This window comes from Bradyrhizobium cytisi (assembly GCF_008123515.1).
In the GTDB taxonomy this organism is placed as follows: domain Bacteria; phylum Pseudomonadota; class Alphaproteobacteria; order Rhizobiales; family Xanthobacteraceae; genus Bradyrhizobium; species Bradyrhizobium cytisi.
The window spans coordinates 1-18,942 of record NZ_VSSR01000076.1; the positions used below are offsets into that span (position 1 = coordinate 1).

Consider the following 18,942-nt stretch of genomic DNA (forward strand, 5'->3'; position numbering starts at 1 on the left):
GCCCTTCGGCTTGGCCTTCTTTGCAGCCTTGGCTGGCTTCGCCGCCTTCACTGGCTTGGCGGGCTTCGCCACGGCCTTCGGCTCTGGCTTGGCGTCGGCCTTCGGCTCTGGCTTCGCTTCGCTGCCATAGCTGGCGGGCACGAGGATCGCGCGGCCTTCATCGGTGATCGCGTACACCAGCGCCTTGCGGCCATTGTTCGCGGTGGCGTTCAGCCGCATCGCTTCAATGCGCGCCGCAGCGAGCGAGGGGTGCTCGGTGGTCTGCGGCTTGTTGTTCTTCAGGATGGTGGCGGTAAACTTTTTGCAAGCCGGGATCAGCGCGAGATCGGCGGCGTCTGCGGGGTGGATTTTTTTCGAGGTAGCCATGAGTGATCGTTCCTTTTTTTCAGAAGCGCTTCGCTGAATTGCTCGGCGGTTCTGACACCTCAACCCCAGCACCATGCGGTTGCCGGGGCTTGCGGAGCGGCTCGGATTATCCGAGCCGAAGGAAGGCGCTCATTTGCTCTCGCCTTCCGTAGTAAAGGCGGGCGCATCGCCGTCAGCGCAAACGAAGCAGTAGCCAGAGTCACCGGGCATGCCGCCCATGATCCAAGCGCCGCGCCAGCCGAATTTATTTGCGGGGGCCTCGGCGGCCTTCGCGTGGTTGCCTTCGGCATTGAGCGCGTTGTCGAGATGAATGGTGATGCTCCCGGCTGCAGCGCTCGCCTTGATGCGCGAGCCCTTGACGTTCGACGCGGGGTAGATACTTGGTGATGATCGCCTGATAGCTTCGGATCGATTTAGCCATGGTGATGTTTTCCTTTTTCAGAAGCCCTCGCGGTGGGTGCGAGGTTCTGACCCCCTAACCTCGGCGGTCTGGCCGAGGCGGAAAGGCAGGGGGCTTTACAGCTGATCAGCTGGTCGAGATCGCGCGCGTCATTGTCGTCTTCCTTTCGATCCGCTGGGGCCTAGCCCCGCGCGGCGGGCTTGCGAGCAAACGCCTTGGCCTTGAAGAGCCAAGGTTATTCCTGAAAGAGCCTATTTTGTAGGGGTAAAGATCGGCTCAGCGAGGGCCATATCCGCTCGCCAAGGGCCACAATAGGGCCCACACGATTTTGCCGTACGCGCTCAGCGCCGTCCGTCTACACGTGGCCGCGGACTCACGGGGACTACCCGCCCTGCCCTTAGCCTCTCGTGCCGACGCTGCCGCGTCCACCGCAAGTCCGGCTCTCGATCAGTGACGACGTACGATCGCCCCTCCAGGTCGAGCCGGGATGGGCGATACATACGTCATTTCCGAATTTCGGTAAAGCGGAATATTTTTACCGGGAGAGGTCGACAGGTCGCGCAGGTGTTTTGCCCGTCGGGCAACCCTCAATACGGATTGTAGTAGCGCGGGCCGCCATAGTAGCCGTAGCCGGGACCATAATAGCGCGGGCCACCATAGTAATAGTTGTCGTAGTACTCCTGGCGCCGGCTCTCGGCGATCGCGCCTCCGATCAGACCGGCCGCGACGCCCATGAAGGCGAGGCCCGCAGCGTTCGGTCCGCGCCGGTAATAGTGGCGACGCCGCGCAGAGCTGAAATCGGTAGCATTGGATGAGCCTTGCCCTGCCACGGTCGAGGGCGCTGCCCTGGCCGGCGTGGGGGACGCGGCGGCCGACGGCGAGATAGACGCCGCGACCAGGGCCAGACTGGCGAACGCGGCCAGCGCAGCGTTGCGGCCAAGTTTCGAATTCACGGACCTGTCACTCATCTTCACGTCCTCTGTTCTCGCCCAATGAAAGATATGGAAACAGCATATAATGCGCAAAGCACTGAAATGGTTTCATGATCGCGGCAATCTGCCACGATTGAACGATTTGGATCAACCCGGATGACACCACGCACGACCTCTAGCTAGGCCCGATAGCTCCAGTATTTCCGGAGCGCATCGCCTGAGGCCTGGAGGTCGAAGCGCCGGTCGGGGGCGAGTTGCTGTGCGATCAAATTGAACATGTCGTTCAGGATCGAACGCTTTTCGCCGAAATAGGAGTGGTGCAAGCCGACCAGGCTGGTGTCGACCAGCGATGCATCGATCGTATCGATGCCGTCGACGACCGTCAGGGCATCGCCGGCCTCGCCCGCCCGGGGATAGCCGTGCACGAACTTCGAGGCCAGCAGCGCCACGTCGCGCGACGAGGCATAGAGCGTGACGCGCGCAGCACAGCCTTTGAACTTCGCCGCGAGCTGGACGAAGCGATCGCGGTCGATGTCGGGCGCGGCAAAGATGATCTGACCAAGCTTTGCGGCGCCGGCCGGCAGCTGCCAGGAGGTGACGCGTTCGAGCGTGTTGATCACCGCGCGGTTGCCCATGCTGTGGGCGATGATGTGAACCTTGCCGGCCCCGATTTCGCCGAGCGCGAGCTGGAGAAACGCCTCGAAATGATCGCGCGACCAGTCGATCGTGCTCTCGTCGACCGTGTACTTCCTGGTGTCAGCCGCCGACGCCCAGCTATACAGCAGCGTCCGGCCTGCGAACTTTAAATCCACGGCAAGCTGCCCGGCCCGCCGCGCCGCATCCTCGAACGTCACGTTGTAGCCGTGCACGAAGATTAGGACGTCATGATCGCTCGCCGCGGCAAGCGAGTCCTTCAGGCTCGTGACGAAGGCATCCCGGCCAAGCGCCCCGACAGTCTTGAGGATCACATGCTTTTCGGGATTGGCCGAGAATTCGAAGTGCCACCAACTGGGACTGGTGAGCTCGCCGAGGTCGCGGCCGCGTGTGGGCACGCTGACCTCTGCGACGCCCAAGGACAGCGTGCCGCGCGCGCCGCCAAAATAACGCGCCGGCGTGTCGTCGCCCCGGGCGCGGTCGGTGCCGTAGAAGACCGGGATGGTGACGACGCCGGTCGTCTCATCCGTGGTCGGCCGGACTGTGTCCGGGACGACGGGCGGCGACACCCGGCCGCGACGGGTCACGGTCTCCCTGGCGGCGGTGGGCGCCGCCATGTCTGCCATCAAGCGCTCGACAAGCTCCATGGCCGGCGGCTCCGCAAGCAGCCGTACGACCAGCAGGTCGAGCGACCGGCGAAGCTTGTCCGGATCTTCGCCGCGGCCGGCGCGCCCGGCGAGCTCCTGCAATTCCTCGCCGTAAGGCGGCCATTTGTCGCCCAGCAGATCATTCAACCGGGGCCCTAGCTCGAGCAAGGCAAGCAACAGGCGAAGCGTGTCCGACATCGCACGTCCCTCGTCGCTGAATGCGGCCAGGCACCAGCCCCGCCGTCCATCGCTAGCCTAGAGGTTGTGAACGATCTGGCAAGTCCGCTGCGCGTGCCAGCGTCAACTTGCCCGGGGCGCGGCGCGCGCTTTACGACAATGCGCCCAGCACGCCGCGCGTGGCCTTGTCGATTTCCTCGACATAGCGGCGGCGGGCAAAGGTCTCGGTGAGAAAGCCGACGACCTTGCGGCTGTCGGTGGAATCGACCACCGCCAGCATCTCGGCCTCGGCCTCGTCGAACACCGCCATCGCGCTCTTCACGTTCATTTCCGGGATCAGAACGATCTCGGTCAGGCGTGCGAGCTCGATGACCTGGATATCGTCGGCGATGGCGTCGAGGTCGCTGGAGAACAAATCGGGCAGCAGGACGAGGCCGACATATTCGTCAGCATTGTTGACGATGACGATGCCGGGCCGCGACCCCAACGCGAATTCCCCCCGTGTGGCGGCGATGGTGGTGGTCGACGGCACCTTGCCGACGTCGGAGCGCATCAGCCGCTCGACGGTGAGGTTGCGCAGCCAGCCGACGTCGTTGGCGCTGCGGATGGTCTCGCCGCGCAGATGCAGGCGCCAGGTCGAGAAGGAGTGGCCGAACATGAAGCGGACGCAGATCGAGGTGACGATGCAGCCGGCCAGCACCACGGCGGTAACGTCGACATTGCGGGTCATCTCGAGCACGAGGAACGACATGGTCAGGGGACCGCCGACGATGGCGACGCCGAGCGTCGCCATGCCGGTGAGCATCGCCACCAGCGGATCGATCACGAAATTCGGGCTGATCAGCAGCAGGACAGCCGAGAAGAACTTTCCGATCAGGCTGCCTACGAACAGCGAGGCGAAAAAGAGACCGCCGCGGAAGCCCGAGGCCAGCGAGATCAGGCAGGCCGTCACCTTCAGCGCGATGATGATCGCAATCAGGCCGATGGTCATGTCGTGGAAGAGATCGAGCACCATGGCGCCGTGGCCGGCCGCGAGCACCTGCGGCGTGATGATCGCAAAGCCGCCGACGATGAGGCCGCCGATCACCGGGCGCAGCCAGACCGGCAGCCACTTGAACAGCCGCTCGAACACCGAGGACGAGCGCATCACCGCGATGCCGACGCCGCTGGTGACGAGTGCGAGCACGATCAATGCGAGATATTGCTCGACGCCGACGGCGCTGACCTTGGGGATTTCGAGCGAGTAAGGCGCACCGCCGAGCCATTGCGCGGTCAGCGCGCCCGCAAGCGAGGCCGCCAGGATCGGGGCTGCGCTGCCGACCGAATAGACGCCGACGATCAGCTCGCAGGCGTAGAAGGCGCCGGTGATCGGCGCGCCGAAGGCCGCCGCGATCGCCGCCGCAGCGCCGCAGCCCACGATCAAGCGGAGGTCGTTCCGGCGGAGATTGAAGAACTTGCCGAGCAGCGAGGCGATGCCCGAGCCGATCTGGGTGTAGCCGGCCTCAAGGCCGACCGAGGCGCCGCAGCCGTTCGAGATCAGGGTCTGGCTCGACACCACCACGCTGTCACGCATCGATAGATTGCCGCCGCGCAGCGCATTGGCCTCGATCGGGTCGACTGCGCTCGAGAGCTTCAGCCGTCGCCGCCACCATTCCATGATGCCGAGCACCAGGCCGCCGAGCGCCGGCGCGATCATCGCCGCCCAGGGACTGATATAGGTGTTGGCGGAGAGGCGAACGTCGATCGGAATGCCGTAGATCACGACATGGGCGATCTGCGCGATCTCGGCCATCAGCGTCACGATCGCGCCGGCCAGCGTGCCGATCACGAGCGCCAGCGGGATCAGGTAGAACTCGTTGCTGCGCAGGAGCGCGCGCAGCCGGACCATGGTGCGGTTCGTCCCCTTGCCGTCGACGAAATATCTGATCCGCGCGAACACCGCCTGCCCTACCCCTCCGACATGCCGTAGCCGGCCATGCGTTGGCGGACCCGTTCGATTTCGGCGCTCGACAGCAGCGGCGGTTTGCCGATCTGGAGACAGCCGTGATATTGCCGCGCCAGCGTCTCGACCTCGACGGCGAGCCACATCGCCTTGTCGAGCGTCGCGCCGATCGCGATCATGCCGTGATGGTCGAGCAGGCAGGCGAGCCGGTCGACCAGCGCGCGCACCGCGTGCCCGGACAGGTCCGCCGTGCCGAAAGTGGCATAGGGCGCGCAGCGGATGCTGTCGCCGCCGGCGGCCGCAATCATGTAGTGCACGGGCGGGATGTCCATGCCCATGATCGCCAGAATGGTGCAATAGGTCGGATGGGCGTGCACGACGGCGTTGACGTCGGCACGCGCCTTCAGGATGTCCAGATGGAAGCGCCACTCGCTGGACGGCTTCTGGCCGGGGGCATGCGAGCCGTCCATCGCCATGAAGACGATCTGGTCCGGCGTCATGACGTCATAGGGTACGCTGGTGGGCGTGATCAAGAGCCCGTCCCCATGCCGCAGGCTGATATTGCCGGACGTGCCCTGATTGATGCCGAGCGCGTTCATGCGGCGGCAGGCGTCGATGATGGCCTGTCTCTTGTCGAGCTCGTCCGTTGTCATCGACATCCCGATTTCATCTGGACCTGCTTGTCGACCTTCTTGGCGATGGGCGCTTGTTAGACCCGAAGTACGTCAAAGCAACATGGCAGTGCAAGCGAAAGCGGATCTGTTCAGGCGCCGTCGTGCCCGGCGGGCCCGCAACACCACGAAATCTATCGTAAAATCAACAGATTAACAGATTGCCGCAGCCCCAAGGAGACTCTAAGACAGACTCGCCCGGACGGCCGCAATCCCGTTGATCACAAACTGCACCGAATAGGCCGCGAGCAGCATGCCGAGGACGCGCGACAGCACGGCATTACCGGTGCGCCCTAGCGTCCGCGCGATCAGGCTCGCCGAGACGAAACAGAGCATGCAGAGCAGGCAGACCGCGAACACGATCGCGATGATGATCGCGAGCCTCGCCCCATAGCCGGCATTGCCAGTCAGCAGCAGCGTGGTCGCGATCGCTCCGGGGCCAGCCATCATGGGGATGGCGAGCGGAAACACGGCGACATCGGAGGCATGCTCTGCGGTCGCCTTGTCGGCCTCTCGCGCCTCGCGATGCGGCCGGTCGCCGAAAATCATCTGGTAGGACACGCCGAACAGCAGCAGTCCGCCGGCGATCTGGAACGCGGGGATGCCGATCCCGAGCTGGCGCAGCAGCCAGTTTCCGGCCAGCGCGATCACGACCAGGATCGAGGCCGCGATGAAGGGGGCGCGCAGCGCGACCGTTCGCTTGATCTTGTCGGGCATGCCCCCGGTCGCGGCCAGAAAGGCCGGCGCGAGGCCGACGGGATCGACCACCAGCAGCAGCGTGACGAAGGCGGACAGGGCGAAATCGAGCATGCGGAAAGGTCTCACGGAAGGTGCAGCCGCAATCCATAGCGGCTCGACCCAGCCTTCGCGAGGAACATTTGCCCTCACAGAGTCTTGGTCGCGCGAGGATTAGGAGGGCATCGCCTTCCCGTGTCGCCTCAAGAGGAGGATTTATGGCTAAGAAAGCAAAGAAACGTGCGAACACGAAAAAGACCGCAACGCGCCGCCCGCGTCAGGCGCCGAAGATGCTGAGCGACCTGTTTCACGAGACGCTGAAGGACATCTATTACGCCGAGAACAAGATCATCAAGACGCTGCCCAAGATGGCGAAGGCCGCCCACTCGAAGGACCTCGCGGCCGCCTTCAACAAGCATCTGCGGGAGACGCAGGGCCAGGTCAAACGGCTGGAGCAGATCTTCAGGATGCTGGACAAGCCTGCACGCAGCAAGCCGTGCGAGGCGATCAACGGCATCACCGACGAAGGCGCCGAGATCATGAAGGATTTCAAGAACGCCCCTGCCCTCGACGCCGGCCTGCTTGCCGCCGCGCAAGCCGTCGAGCACTACGAGATCTCCCGCTACGGCACGTTGCGCACCTGGGCCGAGGAGCTCGGCATGCCGGAGGCAGCGAGGCTGCTTCAGGATACGCTGGACGAGGAAGAGGCAACCGACCACGCTCTCACCGAGCTCGCCACTTCTGTGATCAACCTTGAAGCGGAGGCCGAGTACCGCGAAGCCGCCTGATCCCGTACGTCCCGCCCCACTATTGCCTTCGACGCCGCGGAACATCTCCGCGGCGTCGATGCGTCTGAGCGCAAGGGCCTCCTCTCCTTCAAGAGGCCAGGCATGCTCCAAGCGCGCGATGCTGGAATTTGCCGGAACCATCACCATATCCTCGTTTTCCAACCGCAGCGCCTTCCCCGAGTTTTTGTCATGCAACCCAAAAACCCCTTCGACTGGATGCTGTCCGAAGCCCTGGACCAGCTGACCCGCGGCGAACGGCTGCGCCAGCAGTTCGGCCGCCAGGAAGCCTGCTGGGAGCCGCCGATCGACGTGCTCGAGACCGAGCATGAGCTCCTGATCCTGGTCGCGCTTCCCGGCGTCGGTCCGGACAATGTCGAGACGGTGATCGAGGACGGCGTGCTCGTCATCTCCGGCCGGCGCACGCTTCCGCCGGAGCTTCGCAACGCCCGCATCCACCGGCTCGAACTGCCGCAGGGGCGTTTTGAGCGACGCATTGCATTGCCCCTTGGCCGCTACGCCATCAGCCGCTTCGTGATGGACGGTTGCGTCGCTCTGCGCCTCGCCAAATCCTGAGGTCGATCATGGCTACCGAACAGATGACTACCGCACAGACCAGTCCTGACGTGAAGATCCCCCAAGACGCACTGATCATCATCCCCGTGCGCGAGATGGTGCTGTTCCCCGGCGCCATCGCGCCGATCGCGATCGCGCGGCCGAAGTCCGTCGCCGCCGCACAGCAGGCGCTGCGCGAGCAGCGGCCGATCGGCATCGTCCTGCAGCGTAGCCCCGAGACCGAGGAGCCCGGCCCGGACGATCTCTATCGCGTCGCGACCATCGCCAACATCGTGCGCTACATCACCGCGCCCGACGGCAGCCATCACATCGTCTGCCAGGGCGTACAGCGCGCGCGCATCCTCGACTTCCTGCCGGGGACGCCGTTCCCGGCCGCGCGCATCCAGCAGATCCCCGAGCCGATCACGAATTCGCCCGAGATCGAGGCGCGGGCCCTGAACCTGCAGCGCCAGGCCATCGAGGCGATCGAGCTGCTGCCGCAGGCGCCGCCCGAGCTGGTCGCGATGTTCCAGAACACCACCGCGCCCGGCGCGCTGGCGGATCTGGCGACCTCGTTCATGGACATCAAGCCGCAGGACAAGCAGGAGGTGCTGGAGACCATCGACCTCGCCCTGCGCGTCGAGAAGGTGTCGAAGCATCTGGCCGAGCGGCTGGAGGTGCTGCGCATCTCCAACGAGATCGGCCAGAAGACTCGCGCCAGCTTCGACGAGCGGCAGCGCGAGGCGATCCTGCGCGAGCAGATGGCGACCATTCAGCGCCAGCTGGGCGAAGGCGACGGCAAGGCCGCCGAAGTCGCCGAGCTGACGGCTGCCATCGCCAAGGCCAACATGCCGCCGGAAGCGGATGCGCATGCGAAGAAGGAGCTTCGCCGCTACGAGCGCATGCCCGAGGCCGCCGGTGAATCCGGCATGGTCCGCACTTATCTCGACTGGCTGATCGAGCTGCCGTGGGCGCTGCCCGCGGAGAAGCCGATCGACATCAAGGAAGCGCGCCGCATCCTGGATGCCGATCATTTCGGCCTGGAGAAGATCAAGAGCCGGATCATCGAATATCTGGCGGTGCGCAAGCTCGCACCGCAAGGCAAGGCCCCGATCCTGTGCTTCGTCGGCCCGCCCGGCGTCGGCAAGACCTCGCTCGGCCAATCCATCGCGCGCGCGATGGATCGCCCCTTCGTGCGTGTCAGCCTGGGCGGCGTGCATGACGAGGCCGAGATCCGCGGCCACCGGCGCACCTATATCGGCGCGCTGCCCGGCAACATCATCCAGGGCATCAAGAAGGCTGGCACGCGGAACTGCGTCATGATGCTGGACGAGATCGACAAGATGGGCCGCGGCGTGCAGGGCGATCCCTCTGCCGCCATGCTGGAGGTCCTCGACCCCGAGCAGAACGGAACGTTCCGGGACAATTATCTGGGCGTGCCCTTCGACCTCTCGCGCGTGGTGTTCATCGCGACCGCCAACATGCTGGACCAGATTCCGGGTCCGCTCTTGGACCGCATGGAGCTGATCAGCCTTGCCGGCTACACCGAGGAGGAGAAGCTGGAGATAGCGAAGCGGTATCTGGTACGGCGGCAGCTGGAGGCCAACGGCCTGACGGCCGAGCAGGCCGAGATCGAGCCGGAGGCGCTGAAGCTGGTCGTCAAGGGTTACACCCGCGAGGCCGGCGTGCGTAACCTCGAGCGCGAGATCGGCAAGCTGTTCCGCCATGCCGCGGTGCAGGTCGCCGAAGGCACGGCTGCGAAGGTCGTGGTGACGCCGAACGACATCGGCACCGTGCTCGGCCAGCCGCGCTTCGAAGGCGAGATCGCGCAGCGCACCAGCATTCCGGGCGTGGCCACCGGCCTTGCCTGGACGCCGGTCGGCGGCGACATCCTGTTCATCGAGGCCTCGCGCGTGCCCGGCCGCGGCGGGATGATCCTGACCGGGCAGCTCGGCGACGTCATGCGCGAGAGCGTGCAGGCGGCGATGACGCTGGTGAAGAGCAGAGCCACGCAACTCGGCATCGATCCCCAGGTGTTCGAGAAGAGCGACATCCACGTTCACGTGCCGGCGGGTGCAACCCCGAAGGACGGACCGAGCGCGGGTGTGGCGATGTTCACGGCCCTGACGTCGCTGCTCACCAATCGCACGGTGAGGAGTGACACCGCCATGACCGGCGAGATCTCGCTGCGAGGGCTGGTGCTGCCGGTTGGCGGCATCAAGGAGAAGGTGGTGGCCGCCGCCGCCGCCGGACTGAAGCGGGTGATGCTGCCGGCACGCAACAAGCGGGACTACGACGACATCCCGAAGAGCGCCCGGGACAACCTCGAATTCATCTGGCTGGAGCGCGTCGACGAGGCCATCGCGGCGGCGCTCGAGCCGGCTGAGGCCAAGGTCGAAGCGGCGGAGTGATGTGATGAAGAAACTGCTGGAAGAAGCGAAGCGATCGCGGAAGACGCAGCGGCTGCGTCAGTTGCTGGATCGGGCCATCGACCGGGTGCGCGATGCGCTCGCAGGACCCGAGCCGCGGCTTCAGCCGATCCCGGTCCTGGTGAAGCGCCGCAAGGGCTGAACCCCTCCGCCTCAGCCCTCGCGGTCACGTACTCAGTACAAAAGGCCCCCTCTCATCGAGGGGGCCTTTGCGTGATCAGGCCACGGCGTCCTTGGCAGCCTTGACCGGGCGGGCGCGGACGATCTTCCGGGCCGGCTTGGCCTTGAACATCATCTCTTCACCCGTGAACGGGTTGGTGCCCTTGCGCGCCTTGGTCGCGGGCTTCTTGATGACGACGAACTTGGCGAAGCCCGGCACCAGGAATAGGCCGTTCTTCTTGAGCTCCTTGTGGCCGACGTCGGTCAGCGTCTCCATGACGCTCTTGACGTCGCGCTTGGAAAGCTCGGTGGCGGTCGCAATCTTTTCGATCAACTGCGATTTGGACATTTGGGCTGGCATCGTGTCTCCTCTGATTCGTTGCCGGTTGCATATTAGACCAACCGGCGAAGGCCTAGAGCCTTCTGCACAGTTTTGTCGCGGTTTTACGGGCTTTTTTGGCCCCCTCAGGCAAAAAACCCTGCATTTTAGCGGCTTCCTGAGCGGAAGGCGCCTCGGGCAGCGGTTTTTGCCTTGTTTCAAAGGCCCGCAAGCAGCCTTGCTAAAGCTGATTCGATGCTTTCGACAAGCGACGATCGGCCTCTTTGCCCGAGGAGGAGCGCGTTTCACCCTAGAAAATAAGGCTAGATCCGTTCGATGATGATAGCCGGTGCCATGCCGCCGGCCGCGCACATGGTGACGAGACCACGCTCGAGGTCGCGCCGTTCGAGCTCGTCGAGCACGGTGCCGATCAGGATCGAGCCGGTCGCGCCGATCGGATGGCCGAGCGCGATCGAGCCGCCATTGACGTTGACCTTGGCGCGGTCGAGCTTGAGATCGCGGATATATTTTTCCGCAACGACCGCAAAGGCCTCGTTGATCTCGAACAGATCAATGTCATCAATGGTGAGCCCGGCCTTCGCCAGCACCTTGCGCGTCGCCGGCACCGGCGCGTTCAGCATCAGGGTCGGCGAGTCCCCCATATTCGCCATCGCCACCACGCGGGCACGCGGCTTGAGACCATGCGCCTTGGCATAGGACGGCGATGCCAACAGGATCGCAGCGGCACCATCGACGACACCCGACGAGTTGCCGGCGTGGTGCACGAAGTCGATGTTGAGATCAGGATATTTCTGCAGGATCAGGCCGCGATAGGTCGTGCCCTTGTCGTCCAGCGCATAATCGGCAATCGCGGGGAAGGCGGGCTTCAAGCTGCTGAGCCCTTCCATCGTGGTCTGCGGCCGCGGATATTCTTCGTGGTCGAGCGCGAGGCTGCCGTCCTCGCGATGAACGGGCACGAGGCTCTTCTTGAAGTGGCCACCGGCAATCGCCTGCGCCGCCCGTTTCTGGCTTTCGAGCCCGAGCGCATCGACGTCCTGCCGCGTGATGCCTTCCAGCGTCGCAATCGCATCGGCGCAGACGCCCTGATGCGACTGCGGGTGCCGCGCACGCAGGCGCAGATTACCGCTATCCATCATCATCGGACCGCCGCCGCGACGCCCCTCCATCGACATCATCTCGCATCCGCCGGCGATGACGAGATCTTCCGCGCCAGCCATGATCGAGGACGCCGCCATGTTGACGCTGGTGATGCCGGAGCCACAAAAGCGATCGAGCGTCACGGCGCTGGCGCGCACGTCATAGCCGGCATCGAGCGCCGACATCCGCCCGAGATCGCCGCCCTGCGTTGCGACCTGTGCGCTGCAGCCCCAGACGATGTCGTCGACATCGGCGGTGTTGATGCCGGTGCGATCGGCGAGCGCGCGCAGCACGGTGGCGCCAAGCTGCTGCGGATGAATGCCGGAGAGTGCTCCCTTGCCCGCCTTGCCGACGCCCCGCGGGGTGCGGCAGGCATCGATGATCAGCGCGTCGGTCATGGCGTTGTCCTCTTGTCATGAGCGTTGAAGGCGGTTTTGAATCACGGGGAGAGCGGAGTCAATGCGCGGCGTTTACGCCCCCGCCGCGTTGTTTGCGATCACGTTGCGGTAAAAGCTCGCGCTGAGTTTTGGCGTACGCACCTGGGTGTCGAAATTGACGTGATAGAGCCCAAAGCGCTTGTTGAGCCCGAACACCCATTCGAAATTGTCCATCAGGCTCCAGAGGAAGTAGCCGCGCACCGGTACGCCCTCGGTGGTGGCGCGCTGGAGCTGGGCAAGATAATTGCGCAGATACATGATGCGGTCGGTGTCATAGATCTTGCCGTCCTGCATCACCTGGTCGTCGCCGGACGTGCCATTCTCGCTGATATAGATCGCATCCGTCTTCCAGATATTTGCAGCCAGCTTCGGCACCCAGTAGATCGTCTCGGGGCCAACGCGGAGCCAGTCCGAATTCATGTGCGGAAACGCTTTCGGGATCGGCAGCGGCATGAAGCCCGCACCCTGGTCGGACGCAACGATGTAGTGCTGCGGCGCGTAGATGTTGAGGCCGAGGAAGTCGACCGGCGACGAGATGATCTTTAATTCCGCCTCGGTGTATTTCGGCGCGGCGGCGCCGGCATATTTCAGGAATGCGTCGGTGTAGCGGCCTGTCATGATGACGTTGAGATAGCCGGCATTCAACTCGCGCAGCGCGATCTCGGCGGCGCGGACGTTCTCGGGCGTGTCGATCGCGGGAATGCAGGCATCGATATTCTCGGCCGGCCCGACGCGCGTGCCGCGTCGGGCATGAGCGCGCACCGCCTGCACCGCAAGCCCGTGCGCGAGCGCGCTGTTGTGCCGGATCTGGTTCAATTCTACCTGCGGCAGGGTCAAGCCCGGCGCATCGATGCCGATGCCGTAGCCGAAATACACGAAACGGCCACTCTCGTTCAGCGTAAAGACGTTCCTGACGCGATCGGTCATGTGCTCGGCGACATAGGCCGCGTAGTCGCCAAAGATCTTGCAGGTCTCGCTCGAGCGCCAGCCGCCAAGACGGTCCTGCAGCGATTGCGGCAAGTCCCAGTGATAGAGCGTCAGCCACGGCTCGATGCCGTTTTTCAGGAGCTCGTCGACCAGGCGATTGTAGAAGTCGAGCCCTTTCGGGTTCGGCTTGCCGTCGCCGTCCGGAAACACCCGCGGCCAGGCCACCGAGAAGCGATAGGCCTTGCAGCCGAGCTCCTTGATGAGTGCAATGTCCTCCTTGTAGCGGTGATAATGCTCGTTGGCGCGGTCGCCGTTGGTGCCGTCCTCGATCTTGCCGGGGATGCGGACGAACTTGTCCCAGATCGAGGCCCCTCGCCCGTCCTCCTCGACCGCGCCCTCGACTTGATAGGACGAGGTCGCCGTGCCCCAGAGGAAATTTTGCGGAAAGCCGCCGGCGCTATGCGGCACCGCTGCCGGCATGGCGTCGGCGAGCTCCAGGGGGGCCGTCATTCCGGCTGCGGACAACCCCGCGATTTTCGCGAACTGGCGACGCGAGACCTTGTCCGACATTGGTACTGCTCCGCTTCCATCGTTTTCGGACGGCACAATGACGAGTTCCGGCCGATTTGAGAAGCAACCTCCCTGGTGTCTCGACTGCAATCGGCGCTCACACCTGTCGTCTCCGACGTGGAGCGCCGATAAAGCGTTATCGGACCAAACCATGGTTTAGCTTGAAGAGAACCCGGTTCCTGAGGTCTCATCCGGACGGCTTGCACCGAAGCGGATCGGACGTTCCCCCGTTGTGGATACCGGGACTTATCTGTGTCCAAGGCATGAAACTCGCATGACAAGGTACCGGGAGACCCGTAACTTTTCGCCTTGAAGGCGCACGAGGGGACAGGGATGATTCACGCTGGCGTAAGCCTGATGGCGTTGCGTGGTGATCGGCCCGGCCAGGATGTCGCTGCCGGCCTCACCCCAGGCCTTTCGTTCGCTTTGGTGCGACTTGCGCCGCGAGAGATGCTGCGCGTTTTACGGCGCGGCTCTACCGTCACCGTGGAGATCCATTGGCCGTCCGGAGAGGCAGGCCTCTTCCTGCGATGCCGTATCGAGCTGAACGCGAGAGACCAGTGGCGGGTGCAGCATCGGTGGCACGCCCATCAGGCTGCGAACCATCAATCTTCTCAATTGGCGATCCTTGCAATGACATTGCTGCTGGCCATCTGCGGCTGGATCGCCGGCGGAGCCGAGGGCATGCAACGGGCGCTGTTGGGAAGCACGCCCCGTCCCGACGAAACGGTCCTCTCGCGCGAGAATGTGTATCGCTGGTTCGGCGCCCGCCTGCTGTCCCCTGCCGCGGTGCCGGACCTGTTCGCCATTCTGACGAAAGTTTGCAGCCGGGCCGGCCTGGTGCGATTGCCGGATCTCTATTGTCTGCCGGCACCGCGCGACATGAATGCCTATGCACTCGGCGGACCGGAACGCAGTGCGATCGTGTTGACCGAAGGCCTGCTACGCGGCCTGACGCACGACGAGATTGCCGGGATATTGGCCCATGAAGTCGCTCATATTCGCAACAATGACGCCCGGACGATGGGTTGGGCGACAGCGTTGCGACACGCAATCGATTGGACCTCGCTCGCCGGTCTCGCGCTGCTGCGAACCAGCCATCATCACGGTGGCATGACGTCAAGCCGGCCATTGGCGATGCTGCTGAGCGCAGCACCGACTCTCGGCCAGCTCCTTGGACTTGCTCTGTCGCGCGTTCGCGAACTGGATGCAGATGCAACGGCGCTCGAACTGACCGGCGACTCGCGAGCGCTCATCGCCGCACTCGACAAGCTGGAGCGCCATCACACCGGCTCTGCACCAAGCCGCACGTCCGCATTCGTGCATGATCCGATGCGCTTGCTTCGCAGCCATCCCGCCACCTCCGAGCGCGTCGGCACATTGCTCAACCTCGCCTATTAGCATTCGCTGAAGTTGACACAGATGCACATCGGAAGGCTCGCTAACCAGGCAAAGAGTGCTGACGAAAATCCGCGCGGCTTGAAACTTTTGTGAAATTTGATTGCCGCCAAAATATCGCCGCGCTTGCGCGAAACCATTTGGAGGTGAGTACGTTTTCCGCGTCTCTGCTCATTGCAGAACCGGGGAGAAACCAGCGTAATTGCCGAACGCTTGAGCGGGACGTAAGACATAAATGGCTGGCCACCATGCCAGCGAGGAAAATCCGCTCCCATATCTCTCGACGGCTATCATTTTGCCGCTCTAAAACATTTCACCGTCGGCTTGTCATCTTGAGGGGACGCAGCTCGCGCCTCCCAAGCGGGTGATATTGCTTGCGGCTGAGACTTCCGTGCCAAGCATTTGAACTTGAAGGTCCAACGCCGACTCACCGGCGTGATGGACGGCCATTTCCAGCGAAGGGGTCGCGCATGCGACCGGCCTGGGCAGGATTTTGGGCTGAGGGCACCAACCATCGCAAGGAGATCAAGCGATGACCTACTATGACACCCTTCAACAGAACCTCGCGCATGGTTCGCCATTTGGACAGTTCGGTCCGCAACAATGGGGATCCGGAGCTTTCGGTTCGCAAGGCGGCCAACAGTATGGAGGAGGCGGTCTTGGACTGGGCCAGGCTGCCTATGGACAGCAATACGGGCAGTTCGGCGGTCAGCCGCCCTTTGGCGCGTCTGGATATGGCCCCGGCTGGGGCGGGCAAATGGGTGGGGGTCAGCAGCACTGGGGCGGCCAACAGCGCCAGCTTTCGCCACAGGACGTGAATGAGGTCGTGCGCCAATTGGTACCCGCGCTACCTCAAATTCTCGCGCAAGCTCAGACTCCGTTCGCGGGAATGGGCTATGCGGCTTACGGCCAGGCGCCGCGGCAGCTAAGTCCGCAAGACGTGAGCGAGGTCGTGCGACAGATCCTGCCCATCGTGCCGCAGATCGTGGGAATGCTGCAGGGCCAGCCCCAAATGCAGCATTCGGCCATGCACGGCGGTCCCGGTCAGGGTCAATTCGGAGGCCTTGGTCAATTCGGTCTCGGCTATCCGACGCAGACTCAGCCGGCGCAGATGTGGGGTGCGCAGTTCGGCGCGCCGCAGTTCCAGGCGGCATTCGGCGGTCCGACCGGCTTTGGCCAGCAGCGACAACTAACGCAGCAAGATGTCGCCGACATCACCCGCCAGTTGATCGGCGTCATTCCCCAGGTCATCGGTAACCTTCAGGCCTACGGCCAGCAGCGGATGATCTGACCGTGCGGTAAGGCGCGACCGCCGCCAAAAGCGGCGGTCGCGCCTGCCGTTGCGAACGTTTCCTCCGAAGGAGAACCCTCATGTCGGATTCCAATCCCTCTGCCGCAACCGCGTCACAGCGGCACTCGTCAGACATTCAGCAACTCGTGGGCCTGCTCAGCAATCTGATGCCGCTGCTCTTGCGCCTGCAGTCCCAAGGGTTCGAGCAGCCGTTCCGGACCATGCCCGGCACCTTCCCGATACCGAACCCGGTGCTCGATCATCAGGCTGCGGAAAACATGATCGGAGACATGACCGCAGAATCGCTGCGTTCGCTCTCTGCCTATCTCGAGGCCAACGCCGCACAGCATGCGGGCCTCGAAAACTGCGTCTCGATCGTCACCCAGGCAGCCAACAAGTTTACCGAGCGGGATTTTGCGCAGGCCTTCAACCTGATCTATTTCGCCTATCGCGCGATCGAAGCCGCCCGCGCAGCCGATCCCCACCTTCCGTTGCTGCGACAGGCTTCGATCGATCGCACGCAATCTTCTATCCACTGAAATCAAAGGAGGCGACGCCATGGCAACGAGTCCAGATGATGCGCGACCGACCTCGAGCGACAATCGACGCAAACCAGTGCGCACCACTCAATACATGATCGCGCCGGCGGGCGCCGGCATCAGCGCTCAAACGCTGGCCGAACAACTGAACCAGTTCGGCAACATCCTGTGGACCCACGACCAGCGCGGCGTCAGTGGCCCGCCAATTGCGATCGTGCGCATGCCCGACGAAGCCGCCGCCGCCTTGCGCCGCTCCACGGCCGGCAGCCTGATCATCGAGCCGGACAGCCATCTGCGGGCTGCATCCTTTGCCGGCCCGGCCTCCTCTTTCATCCCGGCGGCCACGACGATGACCGCGCTCGGGCCGGACTTGAAGGTGACGATCCGGGTTCTCGGCGAAGCAGGTGCACCTGTGGAACATGCAACTGTGCGGCTCGTTGGCGAGCAGGCGTCAGCTCAAGGACGGACCGACCGTGATGGCAACGTCGATCTTACGCTGCTGGGCGAAGTACCGGAAACAATCGCCGCCATTTTCGTCAGTGCACGCTCCGGCCATTGGGGCTTGTGGCAACAGCGGCCCTATATCGAGGCCGATGCGGTGAACACCCTCACCCTGAAACCGTTGCCGCTACATGGCCGGCTGGATTGGGGCGGCGAAGCGATGCACTTCGATCAGGTTCCTGACCACTGCCGTGGAGCTGACGTCAAGATCGCGCTCATCGACAACGGCGTGGCGACCAGCCACAAGCAATTGGCTGACATCAAACACGGTACCGATGCCCGAAGTGGCGAAGATCGCTCATGGTCAAAGGACGTCACCGGCCACGGCACGCCTTGCGCAGGCATCATCAATGCGGCCGCACAGGCAGATCACGGCGTCCGCGGCTACGCCCCGGACAGCGAGCTGCATGTTTGCAAGCTTCCCCTGGATGCCCGTTGCAGCGACCTGATCGCAGCGCTCGATGATTGCCTGCAAAACGGCATCGACGTGGCGTGCGTCGGAGTCGGTTGCGAGCGCGGCTCCGTGCTGGTTGAGCAGCACATTGCCATGGCCAAGCAGCAAGGCGTCAGCATCATCGCGGCCGCCGGCAACGCCGGAGAGGGCATGCTGTTTCCGGCCTGTTCTCCGCATGTCGTGGCGGTCGGTGCGGTCGGACAGATGGGAAGCTTCCCGGAAGACAGTCCGCAGGCGGCGCAGGCCGCAGCCGCCACTGCGGCGGCGGGCGGGTTGTTTGTACCGCCGTTTTCTTGCCGCGGGTCCGAACTCGACCTCTGCGCGCCCGGTGTTGCGGTCATTGCCTGCCAGTCGCCGGACGGCTACGCGGTCTGCGATGGCACCTCGCTTGCAGCGGCTTACGTCGCCGCGCTCGCAGCCTTGATCCTCGCCGACCACATCGACTTCAAGGGCAGCTTCGTCGCCAAGGATGCCCACCGGGTCGAACGCCTGTTCCAAATTCTGAAGGATACGGCGCAGCCCATCGGCCATCCATGGCAGACCGGGGCCGGGTTGCCGGATGCAGCCCGCGCACTCGGCGTCTGGTCCGATCAGCGGCCCCTCGCCATGCCCCTGAATTCGGGATTGCGCGAGATGCGCAGCGCCATTCGGGAGCTCGACCGGATTCCATTCGGCGCAAGCCAGGCGATGATGTTCGAGCCGCTGCGCGGCCCTGCCAACGTGACGCGGCTTCCGCTGAATCCGGCCCCTCTGGCGTTCCAGGCTGCCGGCGGGGGAACAGCCGGGGGAACAGCGACGGTGCATGAACTCAGAGCAGCGATGGCGCTCGCGGGTCTAGCGGAGGGACCTTAGAGAATGATCGGGACCCCGCAGTCCTAGAGCGTTAGCCGATCAGG

General features: G+C 64.0%; 17 protein-coding genes. 8 read left to right on the top strand and 9 right to left on the bottom strand.

Going from position 1 to position 18,942, the window contains the following annotated elements:
• The 6 genes from FXB38_RS36455 to FXB38_RS36480 form a co-directional block, all read right to left on the bottom strand.
• Nucleotides 1-366: hypothetical protein (locus FXB38_RS36455; protein ID WP_187435395.1), on the bottom strand; the 366-nt coding region annotated here is incomplete at its 3' end.
• 987 nt (nt 367-1,353) lie between these two features.
• Nucleotides 1,354-1,734: a hypothetical protein gene (locus FXB38_RS36460; RefSeq protein WP_148755767.1), complete on the bottom strand. Its 381-nt coding sequence runs from the start codon at nt 1,732-1,734 to the stop codon at nt 1,354-1,356.
• Between the two features lie 143 nt (nt 1,735-1,877).
• On the bottom strand, nt 1,878-3,197 hold the full coding sequence (locus FXB38_RS36465; RefSeq protein WP_148755768.1) for an alpha/beta hydrolase: 1,320 nt from the start codon (nt 3,195-3,197) through the stop codon (nt 1,878-1,880).
• Between the two features lie 130 nt (nt 3,198-3,327).
• Nucleotides 3,328-5,115 carry a chloride channel protein gene (locus FXB38_RS36470; protein WP_148755769.1) on the bottom strand — a complete coding sequence of 596 codons (1,788 nt, stop codon included), beginning with the start codon at nt 5,113-5,115 and terminating at the stop codon, nt 3,328-3,330.
• Nucleotides 5,116-5,123: 8 nt separating this feature from the next.
• The gene (locus tag FXB38_RS36475) at nt 5,124-5,777 is read right to left on the bottom strand and encodes a class II aldolase/adducin family protein (RefSeq protein ID WP_187435396.1); all 654 of its coding nucleotides are present in this window, start codon (nt 5,775-5,777) and stop codon (nt 5,124-5,126) included.
• 195 nt (nt 5,778-5,972) lie between these two features.
• Nucleotides 5,973-6,599, bottom strand: a complete 627-nt coding sequence (locus FXB38_RS36480; protein ID WP_148755770.1) for a MarC family protein — start codon at nt 6,597-6,599, stop codon at nt 5,973-5,975.
• A gap of 143 nt (nt 6,600-6,742) precedes the next feature.
• Here FXB38_RS36480 and FXB38_RS36485 point away from each other — a divergent pair, with 143 nt between their 5' ends.
• The 4 genes from FXB38_RS36485 to FXB38_RS43235 all read left to right on the top strand — a co-directional run bounded on the left by FXB38_RS36485 (nt 6,743) and on the right by FXB38_RS43235 (nt 10,435).
• The gene (locus tag FXB38_RS36485; protein ID WP_148755771.1) at nt 6,743-7,312 is read left to right on the top strand and encodes a YciE/YciF ferroxidase family protein; all 570 of its coding nucleotides are present in this window, start codon (nt 6,743-6,745) and stop codon (nt 7,310-7,312) included.
• Between the two features lie 189 nt (nt 7,313-7,501).
• Nucleotides 7,502-7,885 carry an Hsp20/alpha crystallin family protein gene (locus FXB38_RS36490; RefSeq protein WP_148755772.1) on the top strand — a complete coding sequence of 128 codons (384 nt, stop codon included), beginning with the start codon at nt 7,502-7,504 and terminating at the stop codon, nt 7,883-7,885.
• 8 nt (nt 7,886-7,893) lie between these two features.
• Nucleotides 7,894-10,275 carry an endopeptidase La gene (gene lon, locus FXB38_RS36495; protein ID WP_148755773.1) on the top strand — a complete coding sequence of 794 codons (2,382 nt, stop codon included), beginning with the start codon at nt 7,894-7,896 and terminating at the stop codon, nt 10,273-10,275.
• Between the two features lie 4 nt (nt 10,276-10,279).
• Nucleotides 10,280-10,435: a hypothetical protein gene (locus FXB38_RS43235; RefSeq protein ID WP_187435397.1), complete on the top strand. Its 156-nt coding sequence runs from the start codon at nt 10,280-10,282 to the stop codon at nt 10,433-10,435.
• Nucleotides 10,436-10,510: 75 nt separating this feature from the next.
• On the opposite strand, the gene FXB38_RS36500 is transcribed toward FXB38_RS43235, so the two are convergent.
• From FXB38_RS36500 to FXB38_RS36510, 3 genes are all read right to left on the bottom strand, one after another.
• Nucleotides 10,511-10,813: an HU family DNA-binding protein gene (locus FXB38_RS36500; protein ID WP_008139488.1), complete on the bottom strand. Its 303-nt coding sequence runs from the start codon at nt 10,811-10,813 to the stop codon at nt 10,511-10,513.
• A 281-nt stretch (nt 10,814-11,094) separates the two neighbouring features.
• Nucleotides 11,095-12,327 carry an acetyl-CoA C-acetyltransferase gene (locus FXB38_RS36505; protein WP_148755774.1) on the bottom strand — a complete coding sequence of 411 codons (1,233 nt, stop codon included), beginning with the start codon at nt 12,325-12,327 and terminating at the stop codon, nt 11,095-11,097.
• Between the two features lie 72 nt (nt 12,328-12,399).
• Nucleotides 12,400-13,863 carry a GH1 family beta-glucosidase gene (locus FXB38_RS36510; RefSeq protein ID WP_148755775.1) on the bottom strand — a complete coding sequence of 488 codons (1,464 nt, stop codon included), beginning with the start codon at nt 13,861-13,863 and terminating at the stop codon, nt 12,400-12,402.
• 309 nt (nt 13,864-14,172) lie between these two features.
• Between FXB38_RS36510 and FXB38_RS36515 the strand changes: the two genes are divergently transcribed.
• From FXB38_RS36515 to FXB38_RS36530, 4 genes are all read left to right on the top strand, one after another.
• Nucleotides 14,173-15,264, top strand: a complete 1,092-nt coding sequence (locus FXB38_RS36515; protein ID WP_148755776.1) for a M48 family metalloprotease — start codon at nt 14,173-14,175, stop codon at nt 15,262-15,264.
• 529 nt (nt 15,265-15,793) lie between these two features.
• Nucleotides 15,794-16,552 (top strand): hypothetical protein, encoded by a 759-nt coding sequence (locus FXB38_RS36520; protein WP_148755777.1) that lies wholly within the window; start codon nt 15,794-15,796, stop codon nt 16,550-16,552.
• Between the two features lie 80 nt (nt 16,553-16,632).
• Complete coding sequence (locus tag FXB38_RS36525) at nt 16,633-17,091, top strand: hypothetical protein (protein ID WP_148755778.1); 459 nt, start codon at nt 16,633-16,635, stop codon at nt 17,089-17,091.
• 76 nt (nt 17,092-17,167) lie between these two features.
• Nucleotides 17,168-18,898, top strand: a complete 1,731-nt coding sequence (locus tag FXB38_RS36530; RefSeq protein WP_187435398.1) for a S8 family serine peptidase — start codon at nt 17,168-17,170, stop codon at nt 18,896-18,898.
• Nucleotides 18,899-18,942: the final 44 nt, after the last annotated feature.

What these genes read in the sequence shown, in the direction of transcription:
- FXB38_RS36465 (WP_148755768.1), bottom strand. Translation starts at nt 3,197, where the DNA reads ATGTCGGACACGCTTCGCCTGTTGCTTGCCTTGCTCGAGCTAGGGCCC.
- FXB38_RS36485 (WP_148755771.1), top strand. Translation starts at nt 6,743, where the DNA reads ATGGCTAAGAAAGCAAAGAAACGTGCGAACACGAAAAAGACCGCAACG.
- FXB38_RS36475 (WP_187435396.1), bottom strand. Translation starts at nt 5,777, where the DNA reads ATGTCGATGACAACGGACGAGCTCGACAAGAGACAGGCCATCATCGAC.
- FXB38_RS36500 (WP_008139488.1), bottom strand. Translation starts at nt 10,813, where the DNA reads ATGCCAGCCCAAATGTCCAAATCGCAGTTGATCGAAAAGATTGCGACC.
- FXB38_RS36525 (WP_148755778.1), top strand. Translation starts at nt 16,633, where the DNA reads ATGTCGGATTCCAATCCCTCTGCCGCAACCGCGTCACAGCGGCACTCG.
- FXB38_RS36520 (WP_148755777.1), top strand. Translation starts at nt 15,794, where the DNA reads ATGACCTACTATGACACCCTTCAACAGAACCTCGCGCATGGTTCGCCA.
- lon (WP_148755773.1), top strand. Translation starts at nt 7,894, where the DNA reads ATGGCTACCGAACAGATGACTACCGCACAGACCAGTCCTGACGTGAAG.
- FXB38_RS36460 (WP_148755767.1), bottom strand. Translation starts at nt 1,734, where the DNA reads ATGAGTGACAGGTCCGTGAATTCGAAACTTGGCCGCAACGCTGCGCTG.
- FXB38_RS36490 (WP_148755772.1), top strand. Translation starts at nt 7,502, where the DNA reads ATGCAACCCAAAAACCCCTTCGACTGGATGCTGTCCGAAGCCCTGGAC.
- FXB38_RS36505 (WP_148755774.1), bottom strand. Translation starts at nt 12,327, where the DNA reads ATGACCGACGCGCTGATCATCGATGCCTGCCGCACCCCGCGGGGCGTC.
- FXB38_RS43235 (WP_187435397.1), top strand. Translation starts at nt 10,280, where the DNA reads ATGAAGAAACTGCTGGAAGAAGCGAAGCGATCGCGGAAGACGCAGCGG.
- FXB38_RS36510 (WP_148755775.1), bottom strand. Translation starts at nt 13,863, where the DNA reads ATGTCGGACAAGGTCTCGCGTCGCCAGTTCGCGAAAATCGCGGGGTTG.
- FXB38_RS36480 (WP_148755770.1), bottom strand. Translation starts at nt 6,599, where the DNA reads ATGCTCGATTTCGCCCTGTCCGCCTTCGTCACGCTGCTGCTGGTGGTC.